Raw genomic sequence first — 17,768 nt, forward strand, 5'->3', positions numbered from 1 at the left:
TTTATGCTTCTGTTTCCTGATGCCGGGCCAGCCATGCCGGAAAATCTTCAATTGGCATGGGGCGCGCATAGAAGTAACCCTGCAGATGATCTACCCCGCGCTCACGCAGATAGGAGGCCTGTTCAGCGGTCTCTACGCCTTCGGCAACCAGCGCAATCTTCAGGCGCTGCGCCAGTGAAATCACCATATCGGTTACCGTGGCGTTAATGGCATCAGTGCCAATAGCCGCCGTAAAAATCTTATCAATTTTCAATACATCGGGCTGCAGATCCTTCAGGTAGGCCAGCGAACTGTGTCCGGTGCCGAAATCGTCTATCGCCAGACGCACCCCAATGTTGTGCAACTGCGCCACGACCGACTGATCGATAACCGGCAAGGCGTCACGCTCTGTCAGCTCAACCACCAGCTGCGGATGCGGATTAGCGGGCCACCATATCTGCTGCAAATCTTCCACAATGGCGCGATCGTGAAAATGGCTGGCGGCGACGTTAATCGCAATATGGAACGCGCTGCTTTGCGGCAGCTGCGGCAGCGCCTCTACGGCCCGGGCAATCACAAAGCGGGTCAGGGGAGCAATCAGATTTTGCCGTTCCGCCAGTGGGATAAAGACATCCGGCGCAATCCATCCCTGGCGCGGATTATGCCAGCGCAGCAAAAGCTCAATACCTTCACACTGTTCGCTGCGGGCATTGATCAGCGGCTGACAGTAAACCATAAATTCACTGGCGGTGATGCCGTAGCTGATCTGCCAGCTGAGGCTCATACGATTGGCCGTGGCCAGCCAGACAATATAGCCAATCAGCAGGCTCAGCATCATTGCCAGCGGCAGCTGGGAAGGCAGCGTATTTAACGCCAGACGCGCAGGTGAGGGACCATAAAGTGTAATGGTGAACGGGTAGCGTAATGATGCCTGATCGTAAGCAACTTCATCTTCTGAGGGCACCGTATGTTCAATCATCGGATTACCATACTCAAGGCTCTGACCGCCAACGTTGAAAATAGCCCGCTCTACCCACGGCAGCTGAGGCTCAAGCAGATAATTGCTCATCAGTTCAACATTCACCACCTGCAGTAAGCCATCGCGATTATCCAGCGACTTTGGCGTCCACAGCAGCAGCACCGGCGAGCCTTTAAGCAGGTAATCATCTGTAGTCAGCAGCATACGCTGATTATTGAGCGCCAGCTCCGGGTAGGTCTGACTAAAAGAGATATCGCGTGCACCATAGATACTGGAGCAGTAGATAGTGTCGTTTTGCACCAGCAGCACCGTGCGCACCGTCTGCAGTGCAGCGATCTTTTCGATCAGCGGATAACGCACCAGCGAACAGGGCAGGCCCACCAGCCCCAGCGTATTATTGGCAGAAACATCCAGCGGTGAGAACATACGATCAAACCGCTCAATGGCGCGGCTGGCAAAGTTAAGCGACTGTTGCTCAATACGTGACTTCTCTTCGATATAACGAAAAGCCAGAGTCAGGATCAAAACCAGCGTCGCGATCACTAACGCAATAAGCAGCCGCTTACGGCGAAATTGACCCACAAATTGCTGGGGAATGAGCATCAGTAACCACCTTGTTAAGACACAGATCAGGAGCAAATTAACGTGAAGGTTATCGGCACAGGGACGGCCAGGTTTAGCGCTGCCCGGTAAAAAAGAGGGCAATAAAAAACGCGGCCTGCCGGATCCGCGCAGGAAAATTACAATATCTGGTTTGGCAACGCCGAGGTAGGTAAAAAAGCAGAAATTAGTATGAGTGCGCTAAATGTAATCAGCGCACTCCGGATAAACATCAGTCACATTGTACTTTGATGGCCAGACCGCCCCGCGAGGTTTCGCGATATTTAGCGTTCATGTCTTTCCCGGTTTCGTACATGGTCTCAATCACTTTATCCAGCGAGACGCGCGGGGCGCTGGTGCGGCGCAGCGCCATGCGCGCCGCGTTGATGGCTTTGACCGACGCAATAGCATTGCGCTCGATACACGGCACCTGTACCTGGCCGGCAACCGGATCGCAGGTCAGACCCAGATTATGCTCCATGCCAATTTCTGCCGCCACGCACACCTGTTCCGGGCTGGCACCCAGCAGTTCCGCCAGACCCGCTGCCGCCATAGAGCAGGCGACGCCAACTTCGCCCTGACAGCCTACCTCGGCACCAGAGATTGAGGCGTTCATTTTATAGAGAATGCCGATAGCGCCTGACGCGAGAAAATAACGAATGAAGATATCGGGCGTGACGCTTTCGATAAAGTGATCGTAATAGGCAAGCACCGCCGGCACGATGCCGCAGGCACCGTTAGTAGGCGCCGTGACCACGCGTCCGCCTGCGGCATTCTCTTCGTTTACCGCCAGGGCAAACATGTTAACCCAGTCAATCACGTTCATCGGATCGTTAGAGTGCTTGGTCGAAGAGACCAGCAGGCGGCGTAAAGAGGCGGCACGACGCGGCACGCGCAGCGGCCCGGGCAGTACGCCTTCGGTGTTCAGGCCACGGTCAATGCACGCCTGCATGGTCTGCCAGACGTCGGTAAAATAGTGAGTAATCTCTTCACGGCTATGCAGCGCCAGCTCATTTTGCATCACCAGTCCTGACAGCGACATCCCCGTCTCACTGCAGTGGCTGAGCAACTCTTTTGCGGAGTGAAATGCATAAGGCACAGAGACTTCATCCAGTACCGGCTGACCAAAATGCGCTTCATCAACGATAAACCCGCCGCCAATGGAGTAGTAGGTTTTCGTCAGGATCAGCAGATCCCCGGCAAACGCATACAGCGTCATGCCGTTTTCATGCAGTGAAAGGTTTTCACTGCGGAATACCATGCCGCCTTCACGCGGGAAATCCACCTCATGTGCGCCTTTAGCCAGCAGCAGGCGCTCACGCGTTTCTGTGTCTTTGATAAACGCCGGGATCGCATCAATATCCACGGTAGCAGGTTCATAACCCGCCAGGCCCATAATGATAGCGATATCCGTATGATGCCCTTTACCCGTCAGCGAGAGAGAGCCATACACATCCACCGCTACGCGTGTGACATCCTGCAGTTTGCCCTGCTCAGCCAGCAGATCAACAAACTGTTTGCCCGCTTTCATCGGGCCTACGGTATGTGAACTGGATGGGCCGATGCCCACTTTGAACATGTCAAAAACACTAATCAACGGTGACGCTCCTCACAAATACGGGTTTCTGCGGCCTGAGCCGTAATTGCGGCTAATAGTAATCGCCACGGCAGGCGAAAGAACAGCTTTTCGCATGAAATAATCTAATTATAAACCGCAGAAATAGTTATCTGGCCGTACCTTTGTGAAGTGGATCGATTTTTCAGCCAGGAGTTTGCAGACAGGATTCAGGGCCGCGCGATCTGCTGACCGAGTGCGCGGATAATGCCGGCCGTCATGCCCCAGATAAAATAATCGTTATACCAGGAGAGCCAGATCCGGTGCTGCTGCTGGCCGCGATACAAAGTCAGAGGATGATAGCGTGACAGATGCAGTGCTTCCCGCAGTGGCATAGTAAATGCGCTTTCTACTTCATCCGGGTTTAGCCGGAGCGGCATGGCTGGCAGGATACCGACTACCGGCGTTACGGCAAAGCCGGTACTGCTGGTGACTGCCGGCAGTACACCGGCGATCCTCACCTGATGAGGATCGATGCCCACTTCTTCCTGTGCTTCACGCAGGGCAGTACAGATCAGTGAGGTATCGCTGGCATCCTGCATGCCGCCCGGAAATGCAACCTGGCCGGCATGTTTGCGCAGCAGCGCCGAGCGTCGCGTCAGCAGCAGTGCCGGCTCGGCGCTATTGATAATCGGCACCAGTACTGCCGCATGACGTCCGGCAGGGGCCGGCAGGCGCGCGGCGCGCGGGGGCTGCAGCATAAAACGTGTCAAAAACTGGCTGAGTTCGGCCGTCATTTTACTTCTCGTCGCTAAGGCTGGGCAGAATGCGGTTAACCTTATGGAAGGTCTCTTCATACTCAGATTGCAGCTCGCTGTCGGCCACCAGTCCGCCGCCTGCCGCGCAGTAGAGGGTATTGTTTTCCGCGATCAGTGTACGGATGGTAATACTGCTGTCCATCCGGCCACACAGACTGATGTAGCCGATGCTGCCGCACCAGGCGTTCCGGCGATGCGGCTCCAGCTCTTCGATAATCTCCATCGCGCGGATTTTGGGCGCCCCGGTGATTGAGCCTCCCGGGAAGCAGGCGCGCAGCAGGTCGGTAGCGCGTAAAGCATCAGGCAGGCGGGCCCGCACGGTGCTCACCAGATGATGCACTGCCGGAAACGGTTCAACCACAAACAGTTCCGGGACGCTAACGCTGCCAGGTTCAGCGACCCGTCCAATATCATTACGCATCAGATCAACAATCATCAGGTTCTCAGCGCGATCTTTAGCCGAGTGCGCCAGTTTCTCTGCCTGCAGACGATCGGCCTCCCGTTCTGCCAGGCGCGGCAGCGTGCCTTTGATCGGCCGCGTTTCAATGACGTTTTGCTGCAGCGAGAGAAAGCGTTCCGGCGACAGGCTGAGCAGCGCGCTGTCCGGCAGACGCAGAAATGCGCTAAAGGGCGCACGATTGGCGCGCGTAAGGCGCAGAAACGCCTGCCACTCATCTCCGCTGTAGTGTGCTTCGAAACGCTGGGCAAGGTTGACCTGATAGCAGTCGCCCGCCTGAATATACGCCTGTACGGCATTAAAGCGGGCTGCGTAGGCCTCACGCGTGAGGTTAGATCGCCACGCGCTGGTTAAGCGAAACGCCCGCGGCGGCGTAAGCGCCTGCGCCTGCAGCCAGCGCCAGCGCGCGTCAGCATCGCTGAGAGAAACCAGCGTGAGCCGCTGCAGGTGGTGATCGGCAATCAGCGCCCAGTCATACAGGCCCACCGCCATGTCAGGTGTCTGCAGATCCTGCTGCGCTACATCCGGCAGCCGTTCAAACCGGCGTCCGAGATCGTAGCCAAACAGGCCAAGCGCACCGCCCTGAAAAGGCAGATCGGGGTGGAAAGCGGGCTGCAGGTCCAGCCGGTCAATCTGTCGCTGCAGCAGCTGCAGCGGGTCCTCTTCAGAGCGCCGCATGCCGGTGCCATCATCAATTTCAGTATACCTGCCGCGCGTGGTCAGCGTGACGCGCGGATCGGCAGTCAGGATATCAAAACGGTTATCCGCGTGATCGGCCTGACCTGAGGTCAGCAGCATGGCCCACGGGCGATGCGCGAGCGTGGCAAAGCGGCTCAGCAGGGCATCGGGGGTATAGGTAAGCGTGAGGGTTTTTGCGATCATGAGTTCAGCAGCATTCAACAGGCAGAGGCGTAGCCTGACATATTTTTTTGCCACTGGCACCTGTTTGTTCCACGTGGGATAATGCCCGTCCGATTTAATCTGGAGTAACGTATGTTTACAGGGCTTCCGGCACTATCTCATGAGCAACAGCAGCAGGCGGTTGAGCGAATTCAGGAACTGATGGCGGGCGGTATGTCCAGCGGACAGGCGATTGCGCAGGTGGCACAGGAAATTCGCGAAACCTTTACGGGTGAGGCAATTCGGGCACGCTTCGACGATGAAGATGAGAACGAATAGTGCCCGTGCCGCTTAACGTGCGGCAATAATCTTTATTTCAACTTTATATTGCGGGTTCATCAACCCGGCCTGTACGGTGCAGCGTACTGGCGCATTGCCAGGCGACACCCACGCATCCCAGGCACGATTCATTGCAGCAAAATCCGCTTTATCAACCAGAAAAATGGTGGCGTCAAGAATGTTGCTTTTATCTGAGCCGGCGCGCGCCAGAATACGGTCAATCACCGCCAGCGCGTTGGCCGTCTGCGCCTCTGCATCGGCATCCAGGTTTTCCGGTACGCTGGTATAGTAAATCGTATTGTCATGTATCACGGCTTCAGACATACGATGTTCGGGATCGATACGCGTAATAGACATGCTTTTCTCCTCTGTTTTTTTGCTGCGCCAGCCTGCCATAACCGGGCCGGGATGTCATCTGTTGTGGTCGCGTCTGCCGAATCCTGACATAATTACAGTAGTTTTCAGGTAACAGGTGAGGATGTGTGGCAGACGATTTTGCAGCCGATGGCGCGCTAGCGCAGGCAATTCCCGGTTTTAAACCGCGCGCAGCGCAGCATGAAATGGCGAAGGCGGTTACAGCCGCCGTCACGCATAGCGGAGAGCTGGTGGTGGAGGCGGGCACCGGAACCGGTAAAACGTATGCCTATCTGGCGCCTGCATTACGCGCAAAGAAGAAGGTTATTGTTTCTACCGGATCAAAAGCGCTGCAGGATCAGCTCTATAATCGCGATTTGCCCACCATTGCCCGGGCGCTGAAGTTCAGCGGAAAAACCGCGCTGTTAAAAGGCCGGTCTAACTACCTCTGTCTCGAACGTATGGAGCAGCAAAATCAGAGCGGCGGCGACCTTACCGTTCAGGCGCTGGGCGATCTTATCCACGTGCGCAGCTGGTCATCAGAGACTAAAGATGGCGATATCAGCAACTGCGCTGGCGTTGCCGAAGACAGTCCCATCTGGCCCTATGTGACCAGCACCAATGACAACTGTCTTGGCAGTGACTGTCCGCTCTATAAAGAGTGTTTTGTCGTGAAAGCACGCAAAAAAGCGATGGATGCTGACGTTGTGGTGGTCAATCATCACCTGTTTCTGGCCGATCTGGTGGTGAAAGAGGGGGGGTTCGGCGAGCTGATCCCGGAAGCGGACGTGATGATCTTCGATGAGGCGCATCAGCTGCCTGATATCGCCAGCCAGTATTTTGGTCAGCAGCTCTCCAGCCGCCAGCTGCAGGATCTCGCCAAAGATATCATTCTTGCCTATCGCACCGAGGTGCGCGATGTGCAGCAGCTGCAAAAATCTGCCGATCGGCTGGCGCAGTGCGCGCAGGATTTTCGTTTGACGCTTGGCGAACCCGGCTTTCGCGGTAATCTGCGCGATCTGCTCAGTGACAATAACGTTATGCGCATGTTCACCCTGCTGGATGATGCGCTCGAACTCTGTTACGACGTCATTAAACTCTCTCTGGGGCGATCGGCGCTGCTGGACGCAGCTTTTGAGCGCGCGGCGCTCTATCGCACCCGCCTGAAACGACTGCGCGCCATCAGCGAACCCGGTTTCAGCTACTGGTATGAATGTACCAGCCGGCACTTTACGCTGGCGCTGACGCCGCTTTCAGTCGCGGAACGCTTTCGTGAGGTGATGGATACACGTAAAGCGGCGTGGGTATTTACTTCTGCCACGCTGGCGGTGAATGAACAGGTCGGGCACTTCGCCAGTCGTCTTGGTGTTGAGCAGGCACAGACGCTGATCCTCGACAGTCCGTTTGATTACGCCCGGCAGGCGCTCCTGTGTGTGCCGCGCAATATGCCGGAGCCAAATGCGCCCGGCGGAGCCCGGCAGCTGGCGCGGATGATGAAGCCGCTGATTGATGCTAATAAAGGGCGCTGCTTTTTTCTCTGCACTTCACACAAAATGATGCGTGAACTGGCGGCCGAGTTTCGTGCGTCAATGACTCTGCCGGTGCTGCTGCAGGGCGAGACCAGTAAAGGGCAGCTGCTGAAGCAGTTTCTGGAGGCGGGCAACGCGCTGCTGGTCGCGACCAGCAGCTTCTGGGAAGGTGTCGACGTCCGCGGCGATGCTCTGTCGCTGGTGATTATTGATAAACTGCCGTTTACCTCGCCAGACGATCCGCTGCTGAAAGCGCGCATGGAGGATTGCCGGCTGCGCGGTGGCGATCCGTTCAGTGATGTGCAGCTGCCGGATGCGGTGATCACCCTTAAGCAGGGGGTCGGGCGTTTGATCCGCGACACCGCCGATCGCGGCGTACTGGTGATTTGCGATCAGCGTCTGGTTTCACGTCCCTACGGCGAACTCTTTCTCAACAGTCTGCCACCCACGCCGCGTACCCGCGATCTGGCGCGCGCGATCGACTTTGTCCGGCAGGCAGAGGAACACTAATTTATGCCGCTTTGTGATAAGATGCGCGCCATTTTGATTCTCTGAGGTTGTTATGTCCGCCCGAATTTTAGCACTGGACACGGCGACAGAAGCCTGTTCTGCCGCGCTGCTGAATCAGCAGCAGATCGATGCCCGTTTTGAAATTGCCCCGCGCGATCACACGCAACGTATTTTGCCGCTGGTGCAGTCGCTGCTGCAGGCGCAGCAGCTGGAACTGACCGCGCTGGACGCGCTGGCGTTTGGGCGCGGACCGGGCAGTTTTACCGGTGTTCGCATTGGTATTGGCATTGCGCAGGGACTGGCACTGGGGGCAGATTTACCCATGATTGGCGTCTCTTCGCTGGCAACAATGGCGCAGGGTGCCTGGCGGCTGACCGGAGCCACGCGTGTACTGGTGGCGATTGATGCACGCATGGGCGAAGTCTACTGGGCTGAATATCAGCGTGATGAAGCGGGCCACTGGCACGGTGCTGAAAGTGAAGCAGTGCTGAAGCCAGAGGCTGCCGCCGCCCGTATCGCCGCGCTGAGCGGTGAGTGGGCGACCGCAGGCACCGGCTGGCAGGCCTGGCCTGAGCTGATGACCACGCCGGGCGCAACCCTGCTGGCAACGTCCGTTACGCTGCCTGCGGCTGAAGATATGCTGCCGCTGGCACTGCAGGCGTGGCAGCGTGGGGAGAGCGTAGCGGTTGAGCATGCAGAGCCGGTTTACCTGCGTAACGAAGTGGCGTGGAAAAAGTTGCCCGGACGCTGAGCCGCTACGCAACTTATTTTTGCACCTCCAGTCTAAATTAAAAATTACAGGAGATGTGCTTATGCCAGGTTATCGTGCTGGAATCGCTGGTAGCGTACTGGCGTGTGTGTTGCTGCTAAGCGGCTGCGTCAGCGTACCCGATTCTATTAAAGGCAGCTCGGCGCTTCCGCAGCAGGATTTACTGCGCGTGATGAATGCCCCCCAGCTTTATGTCGGCCAGGAGTCGCGTTTTGGCGGTAAAGTAGTACGCGTTACTAATCTTAACGGACTGACGCGACTGGAAATAGCCACGCAGCCGCTGGATGACAGCGCCCGGCCCCGGCTGGGTGCTGCCTCAATCGGACGGATATACGCCGATATCAACGGATTTGTTGATCCGGTCGATTTGAGTAACCAATATATTACGGTGCTGGGTACGATAAAGGGCACCGAGAAAGGTGAGATTGGCAAGGCCAGTTATAACTTTGTTGTAATTGATGTGCGTGGCTATCAGCGCTGGCACCTTACTCAGCAGGTTATGACGCCACCTCAGCCGATCGATCCCTGGATCGGGTATGGTCCGTCGCGGCATCATCCCGGTTACTGGGGGCCAAACCCTTACTGGGGAATGAACCTGGGGGGGCCGGCTCAGGTACAGACTATCCTGACTGAATAGCCGCTGCATACTTTTCCGGCCCGGTTGCGGTGCACGCAGCCGGGCTTTTTTATTGGGCGCGTAACTGGCGCGCGAAATTTAGTGATGGGCTTCGCAACCTGAAAATGCCGCGACCGGCAAACTGGTACAATCAGTTAAAGTATTGTTAACAACACTGATTGCAGAGGCGGCGATGGCTACGCAACAAGAATATCGGGGTGACTCTTTGACGAAAGTTTGGCTGAAACGCTATCCGCCAGATGTGCCAGCAGAAATAAATGCCGACCGCTATCCCTCTCTGGTCGATCTCTTTGAACATGCGGTATTGCATTATGCTGACAACGTTGCATTCATCAATATGGGTCAGCCGCTGACCTATCGCCAGCTTGACGCGCAGAGCCGGGACTTCGCCGCCTGGCTGCAACAGGGGCTGGGACTGCAGCAGGGCGATCGCGTAGCGCTGATGATGCCTAATCTGCTGCAATATCCGGTGGCGCTGTTTGGTGTGCTGCGTGCCGGTATGGTGGTGGTGAATGTGAACCCGCTCTATACCCCGCGCGAGCTGAAGCATCAACTCAACGACAGCGGTGCCAGCGCGATTGTTATCGTCTCCAATTTTGCCCACACGCTGGAAAAGGTCGTGGCAGATACGGCAGTTAAGCATGTCATGCTGACGCGTATGGGCGATCACCTGGCACCGGTCAAAGCAACGCTGGTGAACTTCGTCGTCAAATATATCAAAAAGCTGGTGCCGAAATACCATTTGCCTGGCGCGGTGCCGCTGCGGCATGCGCTGCAGCAGGGCGCACGTATGGCTTATCAGCGCCCGGCGTTAAGTAATAATGATCTGGCCTTTCTGCAGTACACCGGCGGCACCACCGGCGTTGCTAAAGGTGCAATGCTGACCCATGGCAACATGCAGGCCAATCTGGAGCAGACAAAAGCCACCTATGGCAAACTGCTGCGTGCCGGGCAGGAGCATGTGGTGACGGCGCTGCCGCTTTACCATATTTTTGCGCTGACGGTTAACTGCCTGCTGTTCCTTGATCTCGGCGGCACTAATCTGCTGATTACTAATCCGCGCGACATTCCAGGGTTCGTTAAAGAGCTGGCTAAATTCCCGTTTACCGCCATCACCGGCGTGAATACGCTGTTCAACGCGCTGCTCAATGACGAAAACTTTAACAAACTCGACTTTTCCACGCTGCGGCTCTCAGCTGGCGGAGGTATGTCAGTTCAGAAAGCCGTCGCCGAGCGCTGGGAAAAGCTCACCGGGCATTATCTGCTTGAAGGCTATGGCCTTACCGAATGCTCCCCGCTGGTGTCGGTTAACCCTTATGACATTACCTGTCATACCGGCAGTATTGGCCTGCCGGTGCCCTCTACCGATGTACGGATTATTGACGATCAGGATAACGAAGTGACGCCGGGCGAGCCGGGCGAGCTTTGCATTCGCGGCCCGCAGGTGATGGCGGGCTACTGGCAGCGTCCTGACGCCACGCTGGAAGTGCTGAAAAATGGCTGGCTGCATACTGGCGATATTGTTACCGTGGACAGCGAGGGGTTCATCCGGATTGTCGATCGTAAAAAAGATATGATTCTGGTTTCCGGCTTCAATGTCTATCCTAACGAAATCGAAGATGTGCTGATGCAGCATCCAAAAATCCGTGAAGCCGCTGCGATTGGCGTACCAAGCGAACTCTCTGGTGAAGCGGTGAAGGTCTGTATTGTTAAAAAAGATCCTGCACTTACCAAAGAAGAGGTGCTGGATCACTGCCGGCGTCAGCTGACCGGCTACAAAGTGCCGAAAATCATTGAATTTCGTGAAGAGCTGCCAAAGACAAACGTGGGCAAAATTTTACGGCGTGAACTGCGCGATGAGGCGAAGCGGGAAGGGCAATAAGGTTGCCGCGCTTCCACAGGTTAACGCCGGCAACGACCGGCGTTTTTATTGCTTTTAACATGGAGCGCTGCGCGGGGTTTGCGCAGCGGGAATAAATACGTGAATTACACCCTGATCGACCAAGACCACCAGCTGGCTGAAGTGTGCCGCCTGGCTCGCCAGCATGATGCTGTTGCTCTGGATACTGAATTTGTACGCACCCGGACTTACTATCCTCAGCTTGGGCTGATTCAGCTGTTTGATGGTGAACAACTGGTGCTGATCGATCCACTGCCGATTGGTGACTGGGCGCCGTTTATCGCTTTGCTGCAGGACGTGCAGGTGACGAAATTTCTGCACGCCGGTGGCGAAGATCTGGAAGTCTTTCTGCATCGCTTTGGTTGCCTGCCGCAGCCGATGATCGATACCCAGATCCTGGCCGCTTTTTCCGGTCAGCCGCTCTCCTGGGGCTTTGCGGCCATGGTGAATCACTTTAACCAGATCGAACTGGATAAAAGTGAGGCCCGCACCGACTGGCTCGCGCGCCCGCTGACCGAGCGCCAGTGTCAGTATGCCGCAGCGGATGTTGCGTACCTGCTGCCGATTGCTCGTCAGCTGATGACGCAGACTGACGCCGCCGGCAATATGCATGCAGCACTGAGCGAGTGCGACATGCTGTGTCAGCGTCGGCTGGACATCGTGCAGCCTGAGGAAGCGTGGCGCGATATCACCAACGCCTGGCAGCTGCGCCCGCGCCAGCTGGCGGCACTGCAGCGCCTGGCAGCATGGCGTCTGAAAGTGGCGCGTCAGAAAGATATGGCGGTTAACTTTGTAGTGCGTGAAGAGAATCTGTGGAAAGTGGCTCGCTATCTGCCTGGCAGCCTCGGTGAACTGGATCACCTTGGACTCAACGGCCATGAAATCCGCTTTCACGGTAAAGCGATGATTGAGCTGGTGGCGGATGCGCTGGTACAGGATGAGGCAACGCTGCCGGCGCCGCTGCCCAATCTCATTGAGCACCCGCACTATAAGCAGGTCTTTAAAGCGATTAAAGCGCTGGTACAGCAGGTAAGCGAAGAGACAGGGTACAGTCAGGAACTGCTGGCATCACGCCGCCAGATCAATCAGGTTCTCAGCATATACTGGGGGCTGAAATCAGCAAACCGCACACCCGAACTGCTGAATGGCTGGCGTGGTGAGCTGCTGAAGCCAGGGATCGATCAGATTCTGCAGGCGCTGTAAAACCGCGACTTTCCCCTGCGTTACTACGCAGGGGAAACGCTGCGATCTGCTCCACTCATTTCGGGGCGTCTTCCGTTTCCGGCAGCGTCACGTTCAGCTCCAGAATCGAAATATCGTCGCCTTTCTGATCGAGCTGTACGGTCACCATATCGGGATCGATTTTGACATACTTGCAGATCACTTCCAGGATATCGCGTTTAAGCTGAGGCAAATAGTGGGGCTCACTGTCGCCCCTCCTGCGTTCAGCGACGATAATCTGCAGCCGCTCCTTGGCTATATTGGCTGTGCTCTTTTTACGGGATAAAAAGAAATCGAGTAAGGCCATTGGTTATCCCCCGAACAGGCGTTTCAGGAAACCCTTCTTCTCTTCTTCAATAAAGCGGAAGGGGCGTTCTTCGCCAAGCAGGCGTTCTACGGTATCAGCATAAGCTTTACCGGCGTCAGAATTGGTGTCGAGGATCACCGGTTCGCCCTGGTTTGAGGCGCGCAGCACAGACTGATCTTCCGGGATTACACCCACCAGCGGAATACGCAGGATTTCCAGCACATCTTCCATGCTCAGCATATCGCCACGGGTGACACGGCCCGGATTGTAGCGGGTCAGCAGCAGATGCTCTTTGACCGGATCCTGGCTGTTTTCAGCCCGGCGGGACTTAGAGGAGATAATGCCGAGAATGCGGTCAGAGTCACGTACGGATGAGACTTCCGGGTTGGTTGTGATGATCGCTTCATCCGCGAAATAGAGCGCCATCAGCGCGCCGGTTTCGATGCCGGCCGGGGAGTCACAGACGATAAAATCGAACTCCATAGCGGCTAAATCGTTCAGCACTTTCTCGACGCCTTCGCGCGTCAGAGCATCTTTATCACGCGTCTGCGAGGCCGGCAGAATATAGAGCTGCTCGGTGCGTTTATCGCGGATCAGCGCCTGATTCAGGGTCGCATCGCCCTGAATAACGTTAACAAAGTCGTACACGACGCGACGTTCACAGCCCATAATCAAATCGAGATTACGCAGACCGATATCAAAGTCGATAACAACGGTTTTTTTGCCCTTTTGCGCTAACCCTGTCGCGATGGCCGCGCTTGACGTGGTCTTGCCAACGCCCCCTTTGCCCGATGTTACTACAATAATGCGTGCCATAAATGTTGATTTCCTTAACGAAAGAAAAGGGGCCTAATTAAGTGTCTGGATGGTAAGCGCGCCCTCTTTCAGACAGAGGCGCGCCGCTTTACCAAAAAATTCCGCCGGAATCTGATCCATGATCCAGTACTCACCGGCAATTGAGACCAGCTCAGCAGCAAGGTGAGTACAAAAAATCTGGCAGTCGCGATCGCCGCTGGCACCTGCCAGCGCCCGACCGCGCATCATGCCGTATATGTGAATATTGCCATCGGCCACCAGTTCTGCCCCGGCGCTGACGCTGCTGGTGACAATCAGATCGGCGTTACGGGCATAAATCTGCTGACCGGAACGCACTGGTGTATTCACCACGCGCGTTTTGTTAATGCTCTCGGTAACAACCGCAGGTGCAGCAACCTCTTCTGCAGGCGGTGCTTCAGCCGTTTTGCGATTCTCTTTACCTTCAGACAGCACCGGTAAACCCGCGCGGGCCACCATTTTTTTCTGGGCGTCATCTTTGCAACCGCTAACGCCAACAATACGCAGTCCGGTCGCGCTGATCGCCTGCTGCATCTGCTTCCAGTTAATATCCCCGGAGAGCGCTGAGATGTTCAGGACAACCGGTGCGTTCTGTAAAAACGCCGGCGCCTGATCGATTTTCTCCTGCAGCGCCTGACGAATCACATCGGGTTGTGAATGGTGCAGATGAACAACTGACAGGGTAAAACTGCTTCCCTTGAATTCGATTGGCGATTGCGGCATCTGTCCTGGCTCAGTCCTGTTTTTTTGACCTGAAAATGAACGTCGATAAAATCGCCATTAACATCCCCGGGTCAATATTCGAAGTTCTGCAAGCATGTTATAGTTACTGTAATATTCAGGCAAGTGACGCTAACAGTTAATTCGAGTAAAAAATATGTTTTGTGTGATCTATAGAAGCCCGCAACGAGACCAGACTTATCTTTATGTAGAAAAAAAGGACGATTTTTCCCGCGTGCCGGAAGCGCTGCTTAAAGGGTTTGGCAAGCCACAGTTGGCGATGGTGCTGTCGCTGGACAAGCGTGAGAGGCTGGCCAACGCAGACATTGAAAAGGTAAAGCAGGGACTGCGTGAGCAGGGTTATTATTTGCAGATCCCCCCACCTGTAGAAAGTTTGCTCAACGTCCATCTTGAGCAGGGTAAAGAAGTTTAATTCAGATTCATCTGTAAAAAATATAGCCTGTAAATATATTCAGTGTTCAGTGATTAATTAATTGCCCATGTCCGCTTTTGTCATGGGCAATTAATATTTGTTTGCCCGCCATCGTAAGAAAGATAAATCTCTTTTGACAATTTCTGTTACACCTGTCGCGATAACCGTTAATATTATTATCACTGGCGCCCCGTTCCGGCCGCTACTCACAGAGCCTCTGCCATGCTGGCAGAGTGCAAACATAACTCAGGCAGGTGAAAAATATGTATCAGCATCGTAACTGGCAGGGTGCTCTGCTGGATTTTCCGGTCAGCAAAGTGGTGTGCGTAGGCAGTAATTATGCAAAACATATTAAAGAGATGGGCAGCGCAACCCCGGACGAGCCGGTCCTGTTCATTAAACCTGAGACAGCCTTATGCGATTTGCGGCAGCCGCTCTCTATTCCTGCCGCGCTGGGTGATGTGCATCATGAGGTAGAACTCGCCGTCCTGATTGGCGCGACGCTAAAGCAGGCAAGCGAAGAGCATGTAGCGAAAGCGATTGCGGGTTATGGGGTAGCGCTGGACCTTACGCTGCGCGACCTGCAGGCAAGCTTTAAAAAAGCGGGCCAGCCGTGGGAGCGCGCGAAAGGGTTTGATAATGCCTGCCCGCTTTCCGGTTTTATTCCGGTCAATGACTACACGGGCGATCCGCAAAACAGTGAACTGAAGCTGGTAGTGAACGGGGAGGTGCGTCAGCACGGCTCCACGTCTGACATGATCCATAAAATCAAGCCGCTTATCGCCTATATGAGCCAGTTTTTTACGCTGCGCGCAGGCGATGTGATCCTGACCGGCACGCCAGAGGGCGTGGGTCCGCTGCGTTCAGGTGACAAACTTGAGATATCGCTAGCGGGTCACGGTATCAGCACGCGCGTGCTGTAATACTTGCATCACCGCATCTTAACCTTTATAAGGTGCGGTTTTGCTGAACAACCCGGACCGCAATGATGAGTGACCAACCTTTCTGGCAGACCAAACGTCTGGAACAAATGGACGACGCTGAGTGGGAATCGCTGTGTGACGGCTGCGGACAGTGCTGTCTGAATAAGCTGCAGGACGCAGATACTGATGAAATCTATTTTACTAATGTCGCCTGCAACCAGCTGAATATTAAAACCTGCCAGTGCCGTAATTATGAACGCCGGTTTGAATATGAAGAAGATTGTATCAAGCTCACGCGTGAAAACCTTACAACGTTTAACTGGCTGCCGCGCACCTGCGCCTACCGGCTGCTTGGTGAAGGCAAAGCGCTGCCTGCCTGGCATCCGCTGCTGGCAGGATCAAAAAAAGCGATGCATGCCCAGCGGATCTCTGTGCGCTACATCGCTGTACGGGAGAGTGAAGTACGCGACTGGGAAGATCACATTATCGACCGTCCCGATCGCAATGGCTGATTCTCCGTCCGTCAGCGACCAAACAGGTTGCGCGGACGCGGCCTGAAGAGCTGAGCCACGAGCACGACCATGGCCACCAGCAGGTAGGCGGCAAAAATGGCGATCATCCACTGCGGCATGCTCCAGCCAAGAAATGTCCAGCCGCGCTCAGCGCAGTCGCCACTGGCAACAAACACTGCAGGCAGCCATTTGTCCAGTGGCAGCCATGCCGGAAAGCGTGCGGCAAAGTCGCAGGTGACAAACGGGTTAGGGTGCAGCTGCAGCATGGTGTGCTCCCAGGATAAGCGCAGACCCTCAGCGGCACTGTAAATCCAGATGGCAAGACTGGCCCAGCGCAGCGGAGTTTGCGGCGCAATCGCACCTACTACCCCTGCTGCCATTACGCCAAACAGGGCGCATCGCTCATAGATACACATCACGCAGGGCTTAAGCCCCATCCCATGCTGGAAGAACAGCGCCACCAGCTCCAGTGCCAGCGCGGTGAATGCCAGCAGCAGCCAGGCGCCACGCCCGCGCGAGCAGAGATTCAGATATCGCAACATAGTGGATTTTCCTTAGCTATCAGTGCCTGGCAGTGTAAACCAAAAGCCCGACGCTGCCAGCCTGCAATCCGGAATTCAGCGATAAAAATGACGCAGATCGTTTACGCAGCAGATTGTTTCCCCCGTCAGCCGTTTGTGCGGCACAGGGCAGGTGAAAGCATTCAGCCGCATGCTGAAATTTGCGCCAGGCCATGCTTTTAATCCACCTGCAGACTATTTCCGCTATAGCCCCTCTGGTATGATGAGTGTAATGACGATAAAGAACGCAATGAGAACGTAACGCTATGGTTATCAAGGCGCAGAGCCCTGCAGGATTCGCAGAAGAGTACATAATTGAGAGTATCTGGAACAGCCGTTTCCCCCCCGGGTCGATCCTGCCTGCTGAACGTGAATTGTCTGAGCTGATTGGCGTTACCCGTACCACCCTGCGCGAAGTGCTGCAGCGTCTTGCTCGTGATGGCTGGCTGACCATTCAGCATGGCAAGCCAACGCGCGTAAATGATTTCTGGGAAACGTCCGGGCTTAATATCCTTGAGACGCTGGCCCGGCTCGATCACGACAGCGTGCCGCAGCTGATTGATAATCTGCTGTCGGTACGCAGCAATATCGCGTCTATTTTTATCAGCCGTGCGCTGCGTCATCATCCGGAAAAAGCCCGCGAAGTGCTGGAGAGTGCGCTGCATGAGCAGGATCAGGCGGATGCCTATGCTGAACTCGATTATCGGGTATTCCGCGGTCTGGCGTTTGCTTCCGGTAACCCGATTTATGGTCTGATCCTCAACGGACTGAAAGGGCTTTATACGCGGGTCGGACGCCACTATTTCTCTAACCCTGAAGCGCGTGAACTGGCGCACCGTTTTTATCAGCAGCTGGCAGATATGTGTACGCAGCAGCCGACGCAGGAACAGGTCGTTGAGTGCGTGCGGGTATATGGCCGCCGCAGCGGAGAGATCTGGTACAGTATGCAGAAAAACCTGCCAGACGATCTCGGCAGCAAGCGCTAAAAAAAA

The 17,768-nt window shown here is 55.4% G+C and carries 19 protein-coding genes; 10 read left to right on the plus strand and 9 right to left on the minus strand.

All coding sequences use genetic code 11. The annotated features are described in order from the left end of the window. Nucleotide 1: 1 nt before the first annotated feature. The 4 genes from BBA90_RS10825 to pabB form a co-directional block, all read right to left on the minus strand. Nucleotides 2-1,561: an EAL domain-containing protein gene (locus tag BBA90_RS10825; RefSeq protein ID WP_065649139.1), complete on the minus strand. Its 1,560-nt coding sequence runs from the start codon at nt 1,559-1,561 to the stop codon at nt 2-4. A 229-nt stretch (nt 1,562-1,790) separates the two neighbouring features. Next, nucleotides 1,791-3,155: an L-serine ammonia-lyase gene (gene sdaA, locus BBA90_RS10830; RefSeq protein ID WP_065649140.1), complete on the minus strand. Its 1,365-nt coding sequence runs from the start codon at nt 3,153-3,155 to the stop codon at nt 1,791-1,793. A gap of 188 nt (nt 3,156-3,343) precedes the next feature. Further along, nucleotides 3,344-3,910, minus strand: a complete 567-nt coding sequence (locus BBA90_RS10835) for a CoA pyrophosphatase (protein WP_065649141.1) — start codon at nt 3,908-3,910, stop codon at nt 3,344-3,346. A gap of 1 nt (nt 3,911) precedes the next feature. Then, the gene (gene pabB / locus BBA90_RS10840) at nt 3,912-5,270 is read right to left on the minus strand and encodes an aminodeoxychorismate synthase component 1 (protein ID WP_065649142.1); all 1,359 of its coding nucleotides are present in this window, start codon (nt 5,268-5,270) and stop codon (nt 3,912-3,914) included. 111 nt (nt 5,271-5,381) lie between these two features. Here pabB and BBA90_RS10845 point away from each other — a divergent pair, with 111 nt between their 5' ends. Continuing rightward, complete coding sequence (locus tag BBA90_RS10845; protein WP_065649143.1) at nt 5,382-5,567, plus strand: YoaH family protein; 186 nt, start codon at nt 5,382-5,384, stop codon at nt 5,565-5,567. A gap of 12 nt (nt 5,568-5,579) precedes the next feature. Here BBA90_RS10845 and BBA90_RS10850 read toward each other — a convergent pair whose 3' ends face one another. Next, on the minus strand, nt 5,580-5,924 hold the full coding sequence (locus BBA90_RS10850) for a RidA family protein (RefSeq protein ID WP_065650459.1): 345 nt from the start codon (nt 5,922-5,924) through the stop codon (nt 5,580-5,582). Nucleotides 5,925-6,049: 125 nt separating this feature from the next. On the opposite strand from BBA90_RS10850, the gene BBA90_RS10855 reads away from it, so the two are divergent. The 5 genes from BBA90_RS10855 (at nt 6,050) to rnd (ending at nt 12,469) form a co-directional block, all read left to right on the plus strand. Then, nucleotides 6,050-7,960 carry an ATP-dependent DNA helicase gene (locus BBA90_RS10855; RefSeq protein ID WP_065649144.1) on the plus strand — a complete coding sequence of 637 codons (1,911 nt, stop codon included), beginning with the start codon at nt 6,050-6,052 and terminating at the stop codon, nt 7,958-7,960. A 52-nt stretch (nt 7,961-8,012) separates the two neighbouring features. Beyond that, nucleotides 8,013-8,711, plus strand: a complete 699-nt coding sequence (tsaB, locus tag BBA90_RS10860) for a tRNA (adenosine(37)-N6)-threonylcarbamoyltransferase complex dimerization subunit type 1 TsaB (protein WP_065649145.1) — start codon at nt 8,013-8,015, stop codon at nt 8,709-8,711. Nucleotides 8,712-8,772: 61 nt separating this feature from the next. Further along, on the plus strand, nt 8,773-9,366 hold the full coding sequence (locus tag BBA90_RS10865; protein WP_065649146.1) for a Slp family lipoprotein: 594 nt from the start codon (nt 8,773-8,775) through the stop codon (nt 9,364-9,366). Between the two features lie 205 nt (nt 9,367-9,571). Beyond that, a complete protein-coding gene (gene fadD / locus BBA90_RS10870; RefSeq protein WP_139074185.1) occupies nt 9,572-11,248 on the plus strand; it encodes a long-chain-fatty-acid--CoA ligase FadD in 1,677 nt (558 codons plus the stop codon). A 99-nt stretch (nt 11,249-11,347) separates the two neighbouring features. Beyond that, on the plus strand, nt 11,348-12,469 hold the full coding sequence (rnd, locus tag BBA90_RS10875) for a ribonuclease D (RefSeq protein ID WP_065650460.1): 1,122 nt from the start codon (nt 11,348-11,350) through the stop codon (nt 12,467-12,469). Nucleotides 12,470-12,524: 55 nt separating this feature from the next. Here rnd and minE read toward each other — a convergent pair whose 3' ends face one another. The 3 genes from minE to minC are packed head-to-tail and all read right to left on the minus strand — an operon-like array spanning nt 12,525 to nt 14,351. Continuing rightward, nucleotides 12,525-12,794, minus strand: coding sequence for a cell division topological specificity factor MinE (gene minE / locus BBA90_RS10880; protein WP_039384731.1), 270 nt, complete (start codon nt 12,792-12,794; stop codon nt 12,525-12,527). A 3-nt stretch (nt 12,795-12,797) separates the two neighbouring features. Beyond that, on the minus strand, nt 12,798-13,610 hold the full coding sequence (gene minD / locus BBA90_RS10885) for a septum site-determining protein MinD (protein WP_065649148.1): 813 nt from the start codon (nt 13,608-13,610) through the stop codon (nt 12,798-12,800). 33 nt (nt 13,611-13,643) lie between these two features. Continuing rightward, nucleotides 13,644-14,351, minus strand: a complete 708-nt coding sequence (gene minC / locus BBA90_RS10890; RefSeq protein WP_065649149.1) for a septum site-determining protein MinC — start codon at nt 14,349-14,351, stop codon at nt 13,644-13,646. Nucleotides 14,352-14,505: 154 nt separating this feature from the next. Here minC and BBA90_RS10895 point away from each other — a divergent pair, with 154 nt between their 5' ends. The 3 genes from BBA90_RS10895 to BBA90_RS10905 all read left to right on the plus strand — a co-directional run bounded on the left by BBA90_RS10895 (nt 14,506) and on the right by BBA90_RS10905 (nt 16,216). Then, nucleotides 14,506-14,781 (plus strand): YcgL domain-containing protein, encoded by a 276-nt coding sequence (locus BBA90_RS10895; RefSeq protein ID WP_065649150.1) that lies wholly within the window; start codon nt 14,506-14,508, stop codon nt 14,779-14,781. A gap of 263 nt (nt 14,782-15,044) precedes the next feature. Continuing rightward, nucleotides 15,045-15,704 carry a fumarylacetoacetate hydrolase family protein gene (locus tag BBA90_RS10900; RefSeq protein ID WP_065649151.1) on the plus strand — a complete coding sequence of 220 codons (660 nt, stop codon included), beginning with the start codon at nt 15,045-15,047 and terminating at the stop codon, nt 15,702-15,704. A 65-nt stretch (nt 15,705-15,769) separates the two neighbouring features. Continuing rightward, on the plus strand, nt 15,770-16,216 hold the full coding sequence (locus BBA90_RS10905) for a YcgN family cysteine cluster protein (protein ID WP_039384718.1): 447 nt from the start codon (nt 15,770-15,772) through the stop codon (nt 16,214-16,216). 11 nt (nt 16,217-16,227) lie between these two features. Here BBA90_RS10905 and dsbB read toward each other — a convergent pair whose 3' ends face one another. Further along, on the minus strand, nt 16,228-16,758 hold the full coding sequence (gene dsbB / locus BBA90_RS10910; protein ID WP_065649152.1) for a disulfide bond formation protein DsbB: 531 nt from the start codon (nt 16,756-16,758) through the stop codon (nt 16,228-16,230). 284 nt (nt 16,759-17,042) lie between these two features. Between dsbB and fadR the strand changes: the two genes are divergently transcribed. Then, nucleotides 17,043-17,762 (plus strand): fatty acid metabolism transcriptional regulator FadR, encoded by a 720-nt coding sequence (fadR, locus tag BBA90_RS10915; protein ID WP_065649153.1) that lies wholly within the window; start codon nt 17,043-17,045, stop codon nt 17,760-17,762. Nucleotides 17,763-17,768 lie beyond the last annotated feature (6 nt).

It is taken from the genome of Pantoea eucrina, assembly GCF_001691555.1.
Lineage (GTDB): Bacteria > Pseudomonadota > Gammaproteobacteria > Enterobacterales > Enterobacteriaceae > Pantoea > Pantoea borealis.

Excerpts from the sequence above, each read along its gene's own strand:
- pabB (WP_065649142.1), bottom strand. The coding sequence starts at position 5,270 with ATGATCGCAAAAACCCTCACGCTTACCTATACCCCCGATGCCCTGCTG.
- dsbB (WP_065649152.1), bottom strand. The coding sequence starts at position 16,758 with ATGTTGCGATATCTGAATCTCTGCTCGCGCGGGCGTGGCGCCTGGCTG.
- BBA90_RS10835 (WP_065649141.1), bottom strand. The coding sequence starts at position 3,910 with ATGACGGCCGAACTCAGCCAGTTTTTGACACGTTTTATGCTGCAGCCC.
- BBA90_RS10900 (WP_065649151.1), top strand. The coding sequence starts at position 15,045 with ATGTATCAGCATCGTAACTGGCAGGGTGCTCTGCTGGATTTTCCGGTC.
- fadR (WP_065649153.1), top strand. The coding sequence starts at position 17,043 with ATGGTTATCAAGGCGCAGAGCCCTGCAGGATTCGCAGAAGAGTACATA.
- BBA90_RS10850 (WP_065650459.1), bottom strand. The coding sequence starts at position 5,924 with ATGTCTATTACGCGTATCGATCCCGAACATCGTATGTCTGAAGCCGTG.
- tsaB (WP_065649145.1), top strand. The coding sequence starts at position 8,013 with ATGTCCGCCCGAATTTTAGCACTGGACACGGCGACAGAAGCCTGTTCT.
- minD (WP_065649148.1), bottom strand. The coding sequence starts at position 13,610 with ATGGCACGCATTATTGTAGTAACATCGGGCAAAGGGGGCGTTGGCAAG.
- BBA90_RS10845 (WP_065649143.1), top strand. The coding sequence starts at position 5,382 with ATGTTTACAGGGCTTCCGGCACTATCTCATGAGCAACAGCAGCAGGCG.
- minC (WP_065649149.1), bottom strand. The coding sequence starts at position 14,351 with ATGCCGCAATCGCCAATCGAATTCAAGGGAAGCAGTTTTACCCTGTCA.
- BBA90_RS10825 (WP_065649139.1), bottom strand. The coding sequence starts at position 1,561 with ATGCTCATTCCCCAGCAATTTGTGGGTCAATTTCGCCGTAAGCGGCTG.
- BBA90_RS10895 (WP_065649150.1), top strand. The coding sequence starts at position 14,506 with ATGTTTTGTGTGATCTATAGAAGCCCGCAACGAGACCAGACTTATCTT.
- minE (WP_039384731.1), bottom strand. The coding sequence starts at position 12,794 with ATGGCCTTACTCGATTTCTTTTTATCCCGTAAAAAGAGCACAGCCAAT.
- BBA90_RS10865 (WP_065649146.1), top strand. The coding sequence starts at position 8,773 with ATGCCAGGTTATCGTGCTGGAATCGCTGGTAGCGTACTGGCGTGTGTG.
- BBA90_RS10905 (WP_039384718.1), top strand. The coding sequence starts at position 15,770 with ATGAGTGACCAACCTTTCTGGCAGACCAAACGTCTGGAACAAATGGAC.